The organism is Pseudomonas sp. MF09156 (assembly GCF_059862305.1).
Genome location: NZ_JCBCUR010000007.1, coordinates 1 through 14,897, shown reverse-complemented (window position 1 = coordinate 14,897; position 14,897 = coordinate 1). Strand labels below are relative to the sequence as shown.

Annotated in this window: 14 protein-coding genes and 1 tRNA gene; 5 read left to right on the top strand and 10 right to left on the bottom strand. The window is 58.5% G+C overall.

Annotated features, from left to right (window positions below; all coding sequences use genetic code 11):
* Positions 1–6: 6 nt before the first annotated feature.
* The 4 genes from AC19YY_RS17165 to trmJ all read right to left on the bottom strand — a co-directional run bounded on the left by AC19YY_RS17165 (position 7) and on the right by trmJ (position 3,621).
* Positions 7–1,221, bottom strand: coding sequence for an IscS subfamily cysteine desulfurase (locus AC19YY_RS17165; protein ID WP_169956307.1), 1,215 nt, complete (start codon positions 1,219–1,221; stop codon positions 7–9).
* Between the two features lie 50 nt (positions 1,222–1,271).
* Positions 1,272–1,763: a Fe-S cluster assembly transcriptional regulator IscR gene (gene iscR / locus AC19YY_RS17160; RefSeq protein WP_003210305.1), complete on the bottom strand. Its 492-nt coding sequence runs from the start codon at positions 1,761–1,763 to the stop codon at positions 1,272–1,274.
* 299 nt (positions 1,764–2,062) lie between these two features.
* The gene (gene cysE, locus AC19YY_RS17155; RefSeq protein ID WP_500604568.1) at positions 2,063–2,848 is read right to left on the bottom strand and encodes a serine O-acetyltransferase; all 786 of its coding nucleotides are present in this window, start codon (positions 2,846–2,848) and stop codon (positions 2,063–2,065) included.
* A 2-nt stretch (positions 2,849–2,850) separates the two neighbouring features.
* Entirely contained in the window at positions 2,851–3,621 is a 771-nt protein-coding gene (trmJ, locus tag AC19YY_RS17150; protein WP_169956304.1) for a tRNA (cytosine(32)/uridine(32)-2'-O)-methyltransferase TrmJ, read from the bottom strand.
* 145 nt (positions 3,622–3,766) lie between these two features.
* Between trmJ and suhB the strand changes: the two genes are divergently transcribed.
* A complete protein-coding gene (suhB, locus tag AC19YY_RS17145) occupies positions 3,767–4,582 on the top strand; it encodes a type III secretion system regulator SuhB (protein WP_003175971.1) in 816 nt (271 codons plus the stop codon).
* Positions 4,583–4,765: 183 nt separating this feature from the next.
* Here suhB and AC19YY_RS17140 read toward each other — a convergent pair whose 3' ends face one another.
* The 6 genes from AC19YY_RS17140 to queA form a co-directional block, all read right to left on the bottom strand.
* Complete coding sequence (locus tag AC19YY_RS17140; protein ID WP_029298576.1) at positions 4,766–5,308, bottom strand: glycine zipper 2TM domain-containing protein; 543 nt, start codon at positions 5,306–5,308, stop codon at positions 4,766–4,768.
* Positions 5,309–5,431: 123 nt separating this feature from the next.
* Entirely contained in the window at positions 5,432–6,346 is a 915-nt protein-coding gene (secF, locus tag AC19YY_RS17135) for a protein translocase subunit SecF (RefSeq protein WP_169956302.1), read from the bottom strand.
* A gap of 9 nt (positions 6,347–6,355) precedes the next feature.
* The gene (gene secD, locus AC19YY_RS17130; RefSeq protein ID WP_169956300.1) at positions 6,356–8,224 is read right to left on the bottom strand and encodes a protein translocase subunit SecD; all 1,869 of its coding nucleotides are present in this window, start codon (positions 8,222–8,224) and stop codon (positions 6,356–6,358) included.
* Between the two features lie 62 nt (positions 8,225–8,286).
* Positions 8,287–8,625 (bottom strand): preprotein translocase subunit YajC, encoded by a 339-nt coding sequence (gene yajC / locus AC19YY_RS17125; RefSeq protein WP_003175975.1) that lies wholly within the window; start codon positions 8,623–8,625, stop codon positions 8,287–8,289.
* A 43-nt stretch (positions 8,626–8,668) separates the two neighbouring features.
* Positions 8,669–9,784, bottom strand: coding sequence for a tRNA guanosine(34) transglycosylase Tgt (gene tgt, locus AC19YY_RS17120; RefSeq protein WP_032858353.1), 1,116 nt, complete (start codon positions 9,782–9,784; stop codon positions 8,669–8,671).
* A gap of 5 nt (positions 9,785–9,789) precedes the next feature.
* The gene (gene queA, locus AC19YY_RS17115; protein WP_170042975.1) at positions 9,790–10,839 is read right to left on the bottom strand and encodes a tRNA preQ1(34) S-adenosylmethionine ribosyltransferase-isomerase QueA; all 1,050 of its coding nucleotides are present in this window, start codon (positions 10,837–10,839) and stop codon (positions 9,790–9,792) included.
* 108 nt (positions 10,840–10,947) lie between these two features.
* Here queA and AC19YY_RS17110 point away from each other — a divergent pair.
* The 4 genes from AC19YY_RS17110 to AC19YY_RS17095 all read left to right on the top strand — a co-directional run bounded on the left by AC19YY_RS17110 (position 10,948) and on the right by AC19YY_RS17095 (position 14,765).
* A tRNA-Leu gene (locus AC19YY_RS17110) sits at positions 10,948–11,032 on the top strand.
* 163 nt (positions 11,033–11,195) lie between these two features.
* Positions 11,196–12,524 (top strand): tyrosine-type recombinase/integrase, encoded by a 1,329-nt coding sequence (locus AC19YY_RS17105; RefSeq protein WP_142580087.1) that lies wholly within the window; start codon positions 11,196–11,198, stop codon positions 12,522–12,524.
* A 988-nt stretch (positions 12,525–13,512) separates the two neighbouring features.
* On the top strand, positions 13,513–14,493 hold the full coding sequence (locus AC19YY_RS17100; protein ID WP_169906369.1) for an integrase domain-containing protein: 981 nt from the start codon (positions 13,513–13,515) through the stop codon (positions 14,491–14,493).
* Entirely contained in the window at positions 14,490–14,765 is a 276-nt protein-coding gene (locus AC19YY_RS17095; protein WP_169906367.1) for a hypothetical protein, read from the top strand. The genes AC19YY_RS17100 and AC19YY_RS17095 overlap by 4 nt, the downstream gene beginning before the upstream one ends.
* Positions 14,766–14,897 lie beyond the last annotated feature (132 nt).

Genomic DNA, 14,897 nt, shown 5'->3' with positions numbered 1-14,897 from the left:
CTATATTTAGTGTGCCGCCCACTCGATCTTGGAAATATCGACACCGTCTTTGTACATGTCCCACAGCGGCGACAGGGTGCGCAGCTTGGTGACCGCTTCGCAGACTTTCTGCGCTGCGTAGTCGACTTCTTCTTCGGTGGTGAAACGGCCGAACGTAAAGCGGATCGAGCTGTGTGCCAACTCGTCGTTGCGGCCCAGGGCACGCAGGACGTAGGACGGCTCGAGGGAGGCCGAGGTGCAGGCCGAACCGGACGAAACCGCCAGGTCCTTGAGCGCCATGATCAGCGACTCGCCTTCGACGTAGTTGAAGCTCAAATTCAGGTTGTGCGGTACACGGGCGGTCATGCTGCCATTGATGTACAGCTCTTCAAGGTTCTCGACCTGCTTATAGAAGCGATCGCTGAGGGCCTTGATGCGCACGTTTTCGCCAGCCATGTCTTCCTTGGCTACGCGGAAGGCTTCGCCCATGCCGACGATCTGGTGGGTCGCCAGGGTGCCAGAACGCATGCCGCGCTCGTGACCGCCACCGTGCATGGTGGCTTCGATACGCACGCGAGGCTTGCGGCTCACGTACAGCGCACCAATGCCTTTAGGGCCGTAGGTCTTGTGGGCCGAGAACGACATCAGGTCGACTTTCAGCTTGGACAGGTCAATGTCGACCTTGCCGGTAGACTGGGCAGCATCGACATGCAGCAACACGCCTTTGGAGCGGGTCAGCTCGCCAATGGCGGCGATGTCGTTGATGGTGCCGATTTCGTTGTTCACGTGGATCACGGAAACCAGGATGGTGTCTTCACGCATCGCGGCTTCGATCATGGCCGGGGTGACGATACCGTCAGTGGTGGGCTCGAGGTAAGTCACCTCGAAACCTTCACGCTCCAGTTGGCGCATGGTGTCGAGGACAGCCTTGTGCTCAATCTTGGTGGTGATCAGGTGCTTGCCCTTGGTCGCGTAGAAATGCGCGGCGCCCTTGATTGCCAGGTTGTCGGACTCGGTGGCACCGGAGGTCCAGACGATTTCACGCGGGTCGGCATTGACCAGGTCGGCGACCTGGCGACGAGCGTTTTCCACCGCTTCCTCGGCTTTCCAGCCGAAAACGTGGGAACGGGACGCCGGGTTGCCGAAGTTTCCGTCAACCAGCAGGCATTCGCTCATCTTTTGCGCGACACGCGGATCAACCGGGGTGGTCGCTGAGTAATCAAGGTAAATCGGCAATTTCATGGACTTTCTCCTAAATCAGGCTGGCTGGCGTGCCGTTAGCTCTTCGGCTGTCACTCGACGGCGGACGCTTCAATCTTGTCCAGACGCGGCGCCTTGGTATTGCATCGGCGCTGGTCCTGACGCTGGGCTACTTCCTGCACCTCACGGCGAGTCACAAGATCAGCCAAGCTGATACCGCTCAAAAACTCATGGATCTGCAGGCTCAGGTCACACCACAAGTGGTGCGTCAGGCAAGTGTCGCCGGCATGGCAATCACCCAGGCCCTGGCACTTGGTGGCATCGACGGATTCATTGACCGCATCGATCACCTGGGCAACCTGGATGCCCTGCATGTCGCGGGACAATTGATAACCGCCGCCCGGGCCACGCACACTGGAAACCAGGTTGCTGCGGCGCAACTTGGCGAACAGTTGCTCAAGATAAGACAGGGAAATGCCTTGGCGCTCGGAGATATCGGCCAGGGACACCGGCCCGTTTTGCGCGTGCAAGGCCAGATCGAGCATGGCGGTCACCGCGTATCGGCCTTTTGTAGTCAGTCTCATGGACAAGTACCAAGGTGTTTCAGAATGGGAGCAAGTATGCGATTCCCGAGTATTTAAGTCAACTATAAGACCTAGTACTTTAGTCAGGAATACCCGTAAAAAGGGCGCGCGAATCATAGCAGGGTGGGGTGGAATCGAACAGCAGGAACCTGGCGAGGGCCAAACCTCAAGACCAACGGAGGTCAAATGCGTGAGCGGGTTAGCCTGCAATGGCGGTGGATCAGCCGCCCATGGGGTGACTGGCAGACCGCTATCACCGGCAAGCCAGCTCCCACAGGGGATTTTATCGATCTTAAAACCTAACCGGCCTTGCTGGCACCGGCCTCATCCTTGATCTCGGCGAAGTCTTCTTCGCGCAACTCAGGCAGATCTTTCGCACAGTAAGGACTACCCAGATCTTTCAACGCGCCGCACATGCCATCCAGCTTGCCGTCCACCGCCTGCAGGTGGTCGAGCAACTGGCCAATGGCGCGTGCCACCGGATCCGGCATGTCTTCGCTGACGCCATAAGCGTCGAAGCCGATCTTCTCGGCCATGGCCTTACGCTTGGCCTCCTGCTCAGTGCCGACTTCCGGCTTGACGATGATCCGCCCCGGAATCCCCACTACGGTTGCGCCTGGCGGCACAGCCTTGGTGACCACGGCATTGGAGCCAACCTTGGCACCGGCACCGACCGTAAACGGGCCCAGGACCTTGGCGCCCGCCCCGACCACCACACCATCTTCAAGGGTCGGGTGACGCTTGCCCTTGTTCCAGGTGGTGCCGCCCAGCGTCACGCCCTGGTACAGGGTCACGTCATCACCAATCTCGGCCGTCTCACCAATCACGATGCCCATGCCATGGTCGATGAAGAAGCGACGACCGACCTTGGCCCCCGGATGAATCTCGATCCCGGTCAGCCAGCGCCCAAAGTTCGACACCAGCCGCGCCAACCACTTCCAGCCCATGCCCCACAAGGCGCCGGACAAGCGGTGAATCCAGATCGCGTGCATGCCCGGGTAGCAGGTCAGCACTTCAAAGGCGTTGCGCGCCGCCGGGTCACGATGGAAAACACTTTGGATATCTTCTCGCAGACGCTCGAACATTTTTAATCCTTCCGCTTCAGAAGCTCGCCACGGGCCGCTTTCTGGGTCTCCGTGAGGATGCCACGCAATATATTCATCTCTGCCCGGCTGACCGAGCTACGTCCGTAAAGCCTTCGCAGGCGCGCCATCAAGTGCCTCGGTTTTTCCGGATCGAGGAATTCGATGGCCACCAGGGTTTGCTCCAAGTGCTCATAGAACCGCTCCAGCTCATCCATGGTGGCCAATTCGCCACTTTTGGTGGATGCAACCTCGTCCTTCTCCACTTTGCTCGGCTGACCTTGTGCTGCCAGCCAGGCCATGCGCACTTCATAACTCAACACCTGCACCGCTGCCCCGAGGTTCAGCGAGCTGAATTCGGGGTCTGATGGGATGTGCACGTGATAATGACATCGCTGCAGCTCGTCATTGGTCAGACCAGAGTCTTCACGACCAAACACCAAGGCGATTTCGGCGCCACCAGCCGCCTCTTCGACCACTTTGGCCCCGCATTCGCGGGGATCGAGCAGCGGCCAGGGGATGCGGCGGTCGCGGGCGCTGGTGCCAAGCACCAGATTGCAACCCACCAGGGCATCTTCCAGGGTGGCGACGACCTGGGCTTTTTCCAGGAGGTCATTGGCGCCGGAGGCACGAGCGTCGGCTTCGTGGTGCGGGAACACACGCGGCTCCACCAGCACCAGGCGCGTCAGCCCCATGTTTTTCATGGCCCGCGCCACCCCGCCGATATTGCCGGGGTGACTGGTATTGACGAGGACGACACGAATGTTTTGCAGCAAGGGAGGCGCTCGCGGACACGGGAAAGGGGAGCAAATCTTACAGAACAGCCTAAGGTTATGCCATGAAAGCGAACGTCGTCCTTCACCTGAAGAAAGTTTCTGCTAGAATGCTCGGCTTTCTTTAACAACCTTAGGTGACACATCCATGCAGCCCATGCTGAATATCGCGCTGCGCGCCGCCCGCAGCGCCAGTGAATTGATCTTCCGCTCCATCGAGCGCCTGGATACCATCAAGGTCGACGAAAAAGACGCCAAGGATTATGTATCCGAGGTGGATCGCGCCGCCGAACAGAAAATCATCGACGCCCTGCGCAAGGCCTACCCTACCCACGGCATCCTCGGTGAAGAAACCGGCCTGCACAAAGGTAGCGGCGAAGGCGAAGACTACCTGTGGATCATCGACCCACTGGATGGCACCACCAACTTCCTGCGCGGCATCCCGCACTTTGCCGTAAGCATTGCCTGCAAATACCGTGGCCGCCTGGAGCACGCCGTGGTCCTGGACCCGGTTCGCCAGGAAGAATTCACCGCCAGCCGTGGCCGTGGCGCCCAACTGAACGGTCGTCGCCTTCGCGTCAGCGGTCGCACCAGCCTGGACGGCGCCCTGCTGGGCACCGGTTTCCCGTTCCGTGACGACCAGATGGACAACCTGGAAAACTACCTGGGCATGTTCCGCGCCCTGGTTGGCCAGACCGCCGGCATCCGCCGCGCCGGTGCCGCCAGCCTGGACCTGGCGTATGTGGCCGCCGGTCGTTTTGATGCGTTCTGGGAGTCGGGCCTGTCCGAGTGGGACATGGCTGCAGGCGCCCTGCTGATTCAAGAAGCCGGGGGCCTGGTGAGCGACTTCACCGGTGGTCACGACTTCCTGGAGAAGGGTCACGTGGTTGCAGGCAACACCAAATGCTTCAAGGCAGTCCTGACGGCGATCCAGCCGCACCTGCCGGCTTCGCTGAAGCGCTAAGCGAGCGAGCACAAAAAAGCACCCTTAGGGGTGCTTTTTTTATGCCCGGGATTTGACCAAGAACCAATGCCCACTGACCCCACTGTGGGAGCTGGTTTGCCTGCGATAGCGGTTGGCCAGCCAACTTGCTTAATACTGACCCGCCGCTATCGCCGGCAAGCCGGCTCCTACAGGATATGTCGGTTACTGCTGATTCTGGCCGAGGATCAGGCGACCCTCTTTATCCACTGGAATCTGGCTACCCGGATCACGCTCCATGCGCACCGATCCTTCCTTGCCATCCAGGTTGTAACGCACGTCATACCCGACCACCTTGTCGCTGATGTCGTTGACGGTGTTACAGCGAGTTTGCGTGGTGGTGTAGGTATCACGGTTCTGCATGCCCTCCTGAACCTTGTTACCGGCATAACCGCCACCCACTGCGCCAGCTACGGTGGCAATCTTCTTGCCAGTACCGCCGCCGATCTGGTTACCCAGCAGGCCGCCTGCCAGGGCGCCGACCACCGTGCCGGCGATTTGATGCTGATCCTGCACCGGACGCTGCCGGGTCACGGTGACGTCCTTGCAGACCTCACGGGGAGTTTTGATCTGGGTCTTGACCGGCTGCACCGCCAGCACTTGCGCATACTCAGGGCCGCTTTTTACCAGGCTGTAGGTGGCAACAGCACCCCCGGCAGTCACACCGACAGCACCCAATACCGCACCAACCAGTAACGACTTGTTCACGTGAACCTCCTGACCATCACAAGCGGACTGAAACGTCCGCGCTATACCCAGCCTTGGAGCAAAAAAAAAGGCGCGAGTTCAATACTCGCGCCTTCTTTGCAACAGTAGATCAACAAACACCCATCAAGGGCGGTCGTCGACCTCCTTGTCGGTCGCAACAGGAGGAATCAGGTCTTCGCTGTTGAGGTTCAGCCAGATCAGCACCACGTTGGCGATGTAGATCGACGAGTAGGTACCCGCCAGGACGCCGATAAACAGCGCCAGGGAGAAGCCCCACAGGTTGTCGCCACCGAAGATCATCAGCGCGGCAATCGCCAGCAAAGTGGAAATCGACGTCGCCATGGTGCGCAACAGGGTCTGGGTGGTGGAGATGTTGATGTTCTCGATCAACGTCGCCTTACGCAGTACCCGGAAGTTCTCGCGAACCCGGTCGAATACCACGATGGTGTCGTTGAGGGAGTAACCAATGATCGCCAGCACCGCCGCCAATACCGTCAAATCGAAGGTGATCTGGAAGTACGCCAGGATACCCACGGTCACGATCACGTCGTGAATCAGCGAGACAATGGCCCCGACGCCGAACTTCCACTGAAAGCGGAACGCCAGGTAGACCATGATGCCGGCCAGCGCCATCAGCATGCCGAGGCCGCCCTGGTCGCGCAGCTCTTCACCTACCTGCGGGCCGACGAACTCGACGCGCTTGACCGAAGCCGGGTTATCGCCACCGACCTTGAGCAAGGCCTCGGCCACCTGGTGGCCCAGTTGCGGGTCTTCACCCGGCATCCGCACCAGCAGGTCGGTGGTCGCACCAAAGCTCTGCACGATCGCCTCGTGGTAACCGGCCTCGTTCAGTTGGGTACGCACCTTGGTGACATCGGCCGGCTTCTCGTAGGTCAGCTCGATGAGCGTACCGCCAGTGAAGTCCAGACCGTAGTTCAGGCCCTTATGGAACCAGCTGAACAACGCCAGGACGGTAAGGAGCACAGTGACGCCGAACGCAACGTTGCGAACGCCCATGAAGTTGATTGTACGTAACATGGCAGCCCCTTAAATCCACAACTTCTTGAAGTCACGCCCGCCAAAGATCAGGTTGACCATTGCGCGGGTCACCATGATGGCCGTGAACATCGAGGTAAAGATACCGAGGGACATGGTCACCGCAAAACCCTTGACCGGGCCGGTGCCCATGGCAAAGAGAATCCCGCCGACCAGCAATGTGGTCAGGTTGGAGTCGAGAATCGCGGTAAATGCCCGGCCGAAACCTTCGTTGATTGCCCGTTGCACGCTCATGCCCGCCGCGATCTCTTCACGAATCCGCGAGAAGATCAGCACGTTGGCGTCCACCGCCATACCCATGGTGAGTACGATACCGGCGATACCCGGCAGGGTCAGTGTAGCCCCCAGCAGCGACATCAAGGCCAGCAGCAGCACCATGTTCACTGCCAGCGCAACCGTGGCAATGATGCCGAAGAAGCGATAGATGGCGATGATGAACAGCGAAACGAACAGCATGCCCCACAGGGAGGCGTCGATACCCTTGGTGATGTTGTCAGCACCCAGGCTCGGACCAATGGTGCGCTCCTCGGCGAAGTACATCGGTGCCGCCAGGCCACCGGCACGCAGCAGCAATGCCAGCTCGGAGGACTCACCCTGGCCGTTCAGGCCGGTGATACGGAATTGAGCACCCAACGGCGACTGGATGGTCGCCAGGCTGATGATCTTCTTCTCTTCCTTGAAGGTCTGTACGGCTACGTCTTTCTCGACGCCATTGACCATCTGCTTGGTGTAGGTGGTCACCGGGCGTTGCTCGATGAAGATCACCGCCATGCTGCGACCGACGTTGCTGCGGGTGGCGCGGCTCATCAGTTCGCCACCATGACCATCCAGGCGGATGTTCACTTCAGGCGTGCCGTGCTCGCCAAAACCAGCCTTGGCATCCGTCACCTGGTCACCGGTGATGATCAGGCCACGCTCGATCTGCGCTGCTGGGCGATTGCCCTCGCGGAACTCGAACATTTCGGAAGTAGCCTTGGAAGCACCCGGCTCGGCAGCCAGACGGAACTCAAGGTTGGCGGTCTTGCCGAGAATCCGCTTGGCTTCAGCGGTGTCCTGCACGCCTGGCAGCTCAACCACGATGCGGTTGGCGCCCTGGCGCTGGACCAGAGGCTCGGCCACACCCAGCTCGTTGACGCGGTTACGTACCGTGGTCAAGTTCTGCTTGATGGAGTATTCACGGATTTCCGCCAGCTTGGCCGGGGTCATCGCCAGACGCAGCACCGGCTGACCATTGAGGTCGGCAGGAACAATGTCGAAATCGTTAAAGCTTTTGCGAACCAGGGCGCGTGCCTGTTCACGGGTGGCTTCGTCAGCAAAGCCCAGCTGGATGGCACCGTTGAGCTGCGGCAGGCTGCGATAACGCAGGCGCTCTTTGCGCAGCAGGCTCTTCACATCGCCTTCGTAGACTTTCATGCGTGCATCGAGGGCTTTGTCCATGTCCACTTCCAACAGGAAGTGCACACCACCGGACAAGTCCAGGCCCAGCTTCATCGGGTGCGCGCCGAGGCTGCGCAGCCATTGCGGAGTGGTTTGTGCCAGGTTCAGTGCGACTACATAGTCATCACCCAATACCTTGCGCACAACATCCTTGGCCGGCAATTGGTCTTCTTGCTTGGCCAGGCGCAACAAACCGCCCTTGCCGTTGGGCGTCAGGCTGGAAGCCTTGACCGTCAAGCCGGCTTCGGTAAGCGCCTTGCTCGCGCGCTCGAGGTCGGCATCGGTCACTTGCAACGACGTGCTAGCGCCGCTGATCTGGATCGCCGGGTCATCTGGATAGAGATTGGGAGCGGAATAAATAAAACCGATCGCCAGCACCGCCAGGATCAGTACGTATTTCCACAGAGGGTATTTGTTCAGCATCACGCCGCCCGCTTATGACGCGGGGCGCCTTGCGCGCCCCGTCGATTGGTAAAAGTTGTTACTCAGATCGCTTTGAGCGTGCCTTTTGGCAGCGTGGCGGCGATGGCGCCTTTCTGGAACTTCATTTCAACGGTGTCGGAGACTTCCAGTACCACGAAAGCATCGGAAACCTTGGTGATCTTGCCAGCGATACCGCCGGTGGTGACCACTTCGTCGCCTTTTTGCAGGCTGCCCAGCAGGTTTTTCTGCTCTTTGGCGCGCTTGGCCTGTGGACGCCAGATCATCAGGTAGAAGATGACCAGGAAGCCGACCAGGAAAATCCACTCGAAACCACCGCCCATAGGACCGGCAGCGGCCGGTGCAGCGGCGTCAGCCATAGCGTTAGAGATAAAAAAGCTCATTTAGCACTCCAGTTGCAAATAGTGAATCTTAGGGTCGGGAAACTCAGTCCAAGGGCGGCACAGGCAGCCCGCGCTTGGCATAGAAGGCATCGACAAAGGCGGCCAATGTACCCTGTTGAATAGCCTCGCGCAAACCAGCCATCAGGACTTGGTAGTGACGCAAATTGTGGATGGTATTCAACATGCTACCCAGCATTTCCCCGCATTTGTCCAGATGGTGCAGATAAGCACGGGAGAAGTTCTGGCAGGTGTAGCAATCACAGGTGGGATCCAGCGGCGAATCATCATGGCGATGGAACGCGTTACGGATCTTCAGCACGCCTGTATCAATGAACAGATGCCCATTGCGGGCATTACGGGTTGGCATCACGCAATCGAACATGTCCACACCGCGGCGCACACCCTCTACGAGATCTTCTGGTTTGCCAACGCCCATAAGGTAACGAGGTTTGTCAGAAGGCATCAGGCCTGGCAGGTAGTCCAGCACCTTGATCATTTCGTGCTTGGGCTCGCCCACCGACAGGCCGCCAATGGCCAGGCCATCGAAGCCGATCTTGTCCAGGCCTTCGAGCGAGCGCTTGCGCAGGCTTTCGTGCATGCCGCCCTGGACGATGCCGAACAACGCGGCAGTGTTGTCGCCGTGGGCATTCTTCGAACGCTGGGCCCAACGCAACGACAGCTCCATGGAGATCCGCGCCACGTCTTCATCGGCCGGGTACGGCGTGCACTCGTCAAAAATCATCACGATGTCTGAGCCCAGGTCACGCTGGACCTGCATCGACTCTTCCGGGCCCATGAACACCTTGGAACCGTCCACCGGCGAGGCGAAGGTCACGCCCTCCTCCTTGATCTTGCGCATGGCGCCCAGGCTGAACACCTGGAATCCACCGGAGTCGGTGAGGATCGGGCCTTGCCACTTCATGAAGTCATGCAGGTCGCCATGCTTCTTGATCACTTCGGTGCCCGGGCGCAGCCACAGGTGGAAGGTATTGCCGAGGATGATCTCGGCGCCGGTGGCGACGATGTCACGCGGCAGCATGCCCTTGACCGTGCCGTAGGTGCCGACCGGCATGAACGCCGGGGTCTCCACGGTGCCACGGGGGAAGGTCAGGCGGCCGCGACGGGCTTTACCGTCAGTAGCCAACAATTCAAACGACATACGACTCATAGTTGTTCCTCTGGGCCGCGCGGCGCCGGATTACGGGTGATAAACATCGCATCACCGTAGCTGAAAAAACGGTACCCATTATCGATGGCGGCCTGATAGGCGGCCATGGTCTCGGGGTAACCGGCAAATGCCGACACCAGCATCAACAGCGTGGATTCCGGCAAATGGAAGTTGGTGACCAGGCAATCGACCACATGGAACGGCCGGCCTGGGTAGATAAAGATATCGGTGTCGCCACTGAACGGCTTGAGCACGCCATCGCGCGCGGCACTCTCCAGGGAACGCACGCTGGTGGTGCCCACCGCGACCACCCGCCCGCCACGCGCCTTGCACGCGTTGACCGCGTCCACCACGGCCTGGCTGACTTCCAGCCATTCGCTGTGCATATGGTGATCTTCGATGTTCTCCACACGCACCGGCTGAAACGTCCCGGCCCCCACGTGCAGGGTCACATAGGCCGTCTCGACACCCTTGGCGGCAATCGCCTCCAGCAGCGGCTGGTCAAAATGCAGCCCAGCCGTCGGTGCGGCGACGGCGCCGAGGCGCTCGGAGTAAACCGTCTGATAGCGCTCGCGGTCCGAATCTTCGTCGGGGCGGTCTATATAAGGAGGCAACGGCATATGGCCGACACGCTCCAGCAGCGGCAACACTTCTTCGGCAAACTTGAGTTCGAACAGCGCGTCATGGCGCGCCACCATCTCGGCCTCGCCACCGCCATCAATCAGAATGCTCGACCCCGGTTTCGGCGACTTGCTGGAGCGCACATGGGCCAGCACACGATGGCTGTCCAGCACCCGTTCCACGAGGATTTCCAGCTTGCCGCCGGAAGCCTTCTGGCCAAACAGCCGCGCCGGAATCACCCGGGTATTGTTGAAGACCATCAAGTCGCCTGGGCGTAAATGCTCAAGCAAATCAGTAAATTGACGGTGTGCAAGGGCACCGTTGACCCCGTCCAGGGTCAACAGTCGGCTGGCGCGACGCTCGGCCAAAGGGTGGCGAGCGATCAGCGAATCCGGCAGTTCAAAAGTAAAGTCAGCAACGCGCATGATGGGGTTCGTCTAGCAGGGCCGGGAAGTCTAGCGGAAATAGTGAAAATAGACCATGAAACGTGATTGACCAACGGTAATCACGTCTCTATACTTCGCCGCCATTGAGCCCTGATGGCGGAATTGGTAGACGCGGCGGATTCAAAATCCGTTTTCGAAAGGAGTGGGAGTTCGAGTCTCCCTCGGGGCACCATTTGCAGTACATAGACGACTACCAGCGTCTACGTAACACCCCTAGAGCCCGCTAACTGCGGGCTTTTTGGTCTCTGGGGTTCCACCCCCATCTCTTGCAAGCCAACCTCTTTTTGGTACATTTTCTGTACATATTCCAGTTCGAGAACCGGAGGTGTACAGCGATGCCATTGACCGTCTTGCAAATCAAAGCATCCAAGCCTGCCGACAGACCGTTCACGTTGAGTGATAGTTCGGGTCTTGCCTTGCTGGTGAAACCCAACGGCAGCAAGTATTGGCACTTCCGGTACACCTATCAGGGGCGGGCGGCGCGCATGTCACTGGGCGTGTATCCGTATATCTCCTTGCAGGAAGCCCGTGAACGAGCTGCAGAATGCCGCAACCTACTCAAGCAAGGCACCAACCCCGGCGCCAAACGCCGCGATGACAAACTGCGACAGCAGGAGGCCGGGCTCAACACCTTCAGGCGAGCCGCGGAGTACTGGTACCAATTCAAATCGGACTCCGGCCGCAGCAGCGCGACGCTGAAGAAGATCCGCGACTATCTCGATAAGGATCTACTGCCCGCTCTCGGCGAGAAGCAACTGGAGCTCATCACGCGAAGCGACTGCGCAAAACTGCAGGCCTGCATCGAAAAACGAGGCGCCTTCAATGTTGCGGACAAGACCCGGACCTGGCTGAAACAGATTTTCAGTCAAGCCATTGCACGCGGCCTGTGCGAACACAATCCAGCCTCCGAACTCCATGCCATTGCGATAGCGCCACCGCCCACTCAACACTACCCACATCTGCACGAACACGAACTACCTGAGTTTCTCCGGGCCTTAAGCAAGACCACCAGCCGGCTACCAGCGAGGATTGCATCATGGATGACAATTCTGACGGCGAGCCGCCCCGGCATGGTTCGCTACGCAAAATGGGAGGAAATCGATTTTGAGGAAGGGATATGGACCATCCCGGCCGCCCGCATGAAGATGCGCAGAGACTACGTCAGCCCTCTACCTCATCAATTGATCGCCATGCTTACCAAACTGAACCAAAGCACTGGCCGCAGTCGGTATCTATTCCCAGGCAATGGTGAAAAGCAGCCAGTCATCAGTGAAAACACGATCAACCTAGTGTTCGCCAAGATCGGCTATAAAGGACGACTCGTCAGCCATGGCACTCGTCATACCGCAAGCACGCTGCTGCGCGAACATGGCTGGCTGAAGGACCATGTCGAAAGCCAGCTGGCTCACGTCGAGGGCGGCATCTCTGGCGAGTACAATCAAGCCCTCTACCTGCCGCAACGTCGGATCATGATGCAGTGGTATGCAGACTATCTCGACGCCCTCAAAGAAGGCATTACAGCCAACCTTCGCGATCAATTTGATACTCGCGTTAATCAGTTCCTCGCACGCCCTTCTGCACCGCCTCTAACAGCATCTCATGCACACAAAGATGATCACCTCCAAAAGCTGCCTATCGAGACAGACTCAACGGAGACTCAGTGATCACGTGACGCCTCACCAATTCGACCCGGTCGACGACAACATCATCGCCTTGCAAAACTACCGTGGCGTATTCCAGCACTGGTAAGTCGGTGAGATCTCCACAGCCCAGCCTTCCACGCGGGTCCATCCAAACAGGGCTGCAAAGCCGCCCTGCTTGGATGGACCTCACTTAAAAAATCTAAAGCCCATGCAACTGTCTGTGGAAAACCACAGATTTCCACCGGTGGATAATTTCATCCACAACTGCAGAATTCCCGTAAATTCGAGCCTTGACCCAAATTATCCACAGGCGTAGAAAAGAACGGGCAAAGCGCTGTCGTTGACAGCAACCCAGGTAGCCAGAACCTTTAAGGCTACGCCACACAGTGGTGGTTCTCCCAAAGTGCGATTAGCGTCCGGCGGCTCGCACGGTCACAGCGATGTGATGGATGCCTACTGTTATCAGTGTGCCCACTGCGGCAACTCATACCCTTTCATAACTGCCCTGCAGCAACCTATCCGCTTGGCCATTTCATTGCGCCAACCTGCGCCCGTCTCTTTCTTCCGGAAAGAGACGGGCGCTCCTACCGCTGCTGCAGCCCAACTCGTAAAAGGCTTTGCGGCATTCCCCCTCGTGACAATCGGCGTGACAAACACCGAAGTCACCAGCAGCAGCGATGCAGATGATGGTGCCGCAGCCTACGGAATGGACTGCACCTGACTGACAGTCAGGTATGCCCCGGTCATCGCATGCCTGCCTTCACCTGCTTCAGGATCTCGCGGCATTGGCCTCGTCAGCCAATGCAGTCTCCACCCGCCCACCGGAATCGGTGTTCAGGAGGCCAGATCATGAAATGCCCAAGCTCCCGGTCGTAAAGAGCCGTCAGTCCCGCGTTAGTGGACAACCCTCACAGGTCGCAGGGGCCTTGATCCCTGATAACACTCAACATTCTTGGCGGGATGACGTGGGGAAAGTTGTAAAAATTTTGGCTTCGAGAGGAGTTCGATCATGGCACTGGTGGGCAGGCGAGATGGACGCAATTTTGGCTACGGTCGGCAGTTGAGCTATGCCGGGCCACAGGCATTGAAAGATCTGTTTGGCGGTGGGCATTACGGGACCGTCAAAGCACACAGTGATCGCTGGCAGGCGTTTGTGCGCTGGTGTCGCTCGGAGGATGGGCCGGGGTTTAACGATGCCCGGCAAATTGATCGACAGACCCTGCGTGACTATGCCGAATATCTGCGTCACCACGTTGAACAAGGTGAGCTCGCCATCACCACTGCGCAAAATCAGTTATCCAGCGTTAACCGGACTATGGCTGCGCTTCGCGGTGATCAGTATGTGAAAGTGCCAAACCCGAGTAAGGCGCTGGGAATGCGGCGCACCAGTGTTCGTCGTTCGGTGCCGCAAGGCCAAGACCGCGAACATGTGAAGAGGGTCGTAGAGGTGCTTTGCGCGAACCAGCAGCCGCGTGCCGCGGCCATCACTCAATTAGCACGAGCCACCGGCATGCGCTTACGTGAGGCCATTTTGGCCGACCTTCCCCGGCTAAAACGTGAGGCCGAACAATACGGCAAGATCAACATCCAGGATGGCACCAAGGGGGGCCGCTCAGGTGCCTCGGCACCTCGCTGGATCAGGGCGGATGATCATATTCGCGAGGCACTGAGATTCGCCGAACTGGTCTCACCCGACGGTAGCCGCAACCTACTTGCACAGAGCGAAATCTACGTCGACCTCCAACAGAAAATCGTCCGTCCTGCACGGGATCTACTCCATCAGTACAACCTCAAAGGCTTCCACGAATTGCGGGCAGCCTATGCGTGCGAACGCTATGAGCAAATCACCCACCATCCCGCCCCCATCAACGGAGGCCATTGCTTCCACTTCGACCCGCACCTGGATCAGCAGGCACGGAAGCTAATTAGCTATGAACTCGGACACGGCCGTATAGACGTGGTATCTGCGTACATTGGCGGGCGAGCATGAGCAAGCAGTTCGATATGGAGATTTTTCTGGAAGGTGTGCTGAGCGGATCGCATGCCACACGTCAGCGTCACCTTCGTCAGGCGAGAACTATCCAAACAGCAATAGCTGAGCGCTGGCAACGCAATAATCCATGGACTTGGCAGAGAAAACACCTCGAGTGGTTTTTGAATCACCACTTAAACGATCGCACTGAATCGACTCGATATTACTACTTGCTGACTATGCAATTACTCACTCATCGCCTAGGAAAATCTTGGCAGTTCAACCCATAAGCGAAGGAAGGTCTGAAGTAAGCAGCCGTTTTTAACGGCCTCGCTGTCTGAGGTTCAAAAAACACCGACTTAATCGAAAATCAGACCTTTCCTCCTGTCAGTTCACTGTTTTTTGCGGAATAGCACCTTTTC

Excerpts from the sequence above, each read along its gene's own strand:
- AC19YY_RS17165 (WP_169956307.1), bottom strand. The coding sequence starts at position 1,221 with ATGAAATTGCCGATTTACCTTGATTACTCAGCGACCACCCCGGTTGAT.
- iscR (WP_003210305.1), bottom strand. The coding sequence starts at position 1,763 with ATGAGACTGACTACAAAAGGCCGATACGCGGTGACCGCCATGCTCGAT.
- cysE (WP_500604568.1), bottom strand. The coding sequence starts at position 2,848 with ATGTTCGAGCGTCTGCGAGAAGATATCCAAAGTGTTTTCCATCGTGAC.
- suhB (WP_003175971.1), top strand. The coding sequence starts at position 3,767 with ATGCAGCCCATGCTGAATATCGCGCTGCGCGCCGCCCGCAGCGCCAGT.
- secF (WP_169956302.1), bottom strand. The coding sequence starts at position 6,346 with ATGTTACGTACAATCAACTTCATGGGCGTTCGCAACGTTGCGTTCGGC.
- secD (WP_169956300.1), bottom strand. The coding sequence starts at position 8,224 with ATGCTGAACAAATACCCTCTGTGGAAATACGTACTGATCCTGGCGGTG.
- yajC (WP_003175975.1), bottom strand. The coding sequence starts at position 8,625 with ATGAGCTTTTTTATCTCTAACGCTATGGCTGACGCCGCTGCACCGGCC.
- tgt (WP_032858353.1), bottom strand. The coding sequence starts at position 9,784 with ATGTCGTTTGAATTGTTGGCTACTGACGGTAAAGCCCGTCGCGGCCGC.
- queA (WP_170042975.1), bottom strand. The coding sequence starts at position 10,839 with ATGCGCGTTGCTGACTTTACTTTTGAACTGCCGGATTCGCTGATCGCT.
- AC19YY_RS17105 (WP_142580087.1), top strand. The coding sequence starts at position 11,196 with ATGCCATTGACCGTCTTGCAAATCAAAGCATCCAAGCCTGCCGACAGA.
- AC19YY_RS17100 (WP_169906369.1), top strand. The coding sequence starts at position 13,513 with ATGGCACTGGTGGGCAGGCGAGATGGACGCAATTTTGGCTACGGTCGG.
- AC19YY_RS17095 (WP_169906367.1), top strand. The coding sequence starts at position 14,490 with ATGAGCAAGCAGTTCGATATGGAGATTTTTCTGGAAGGTGTGCTGAGC.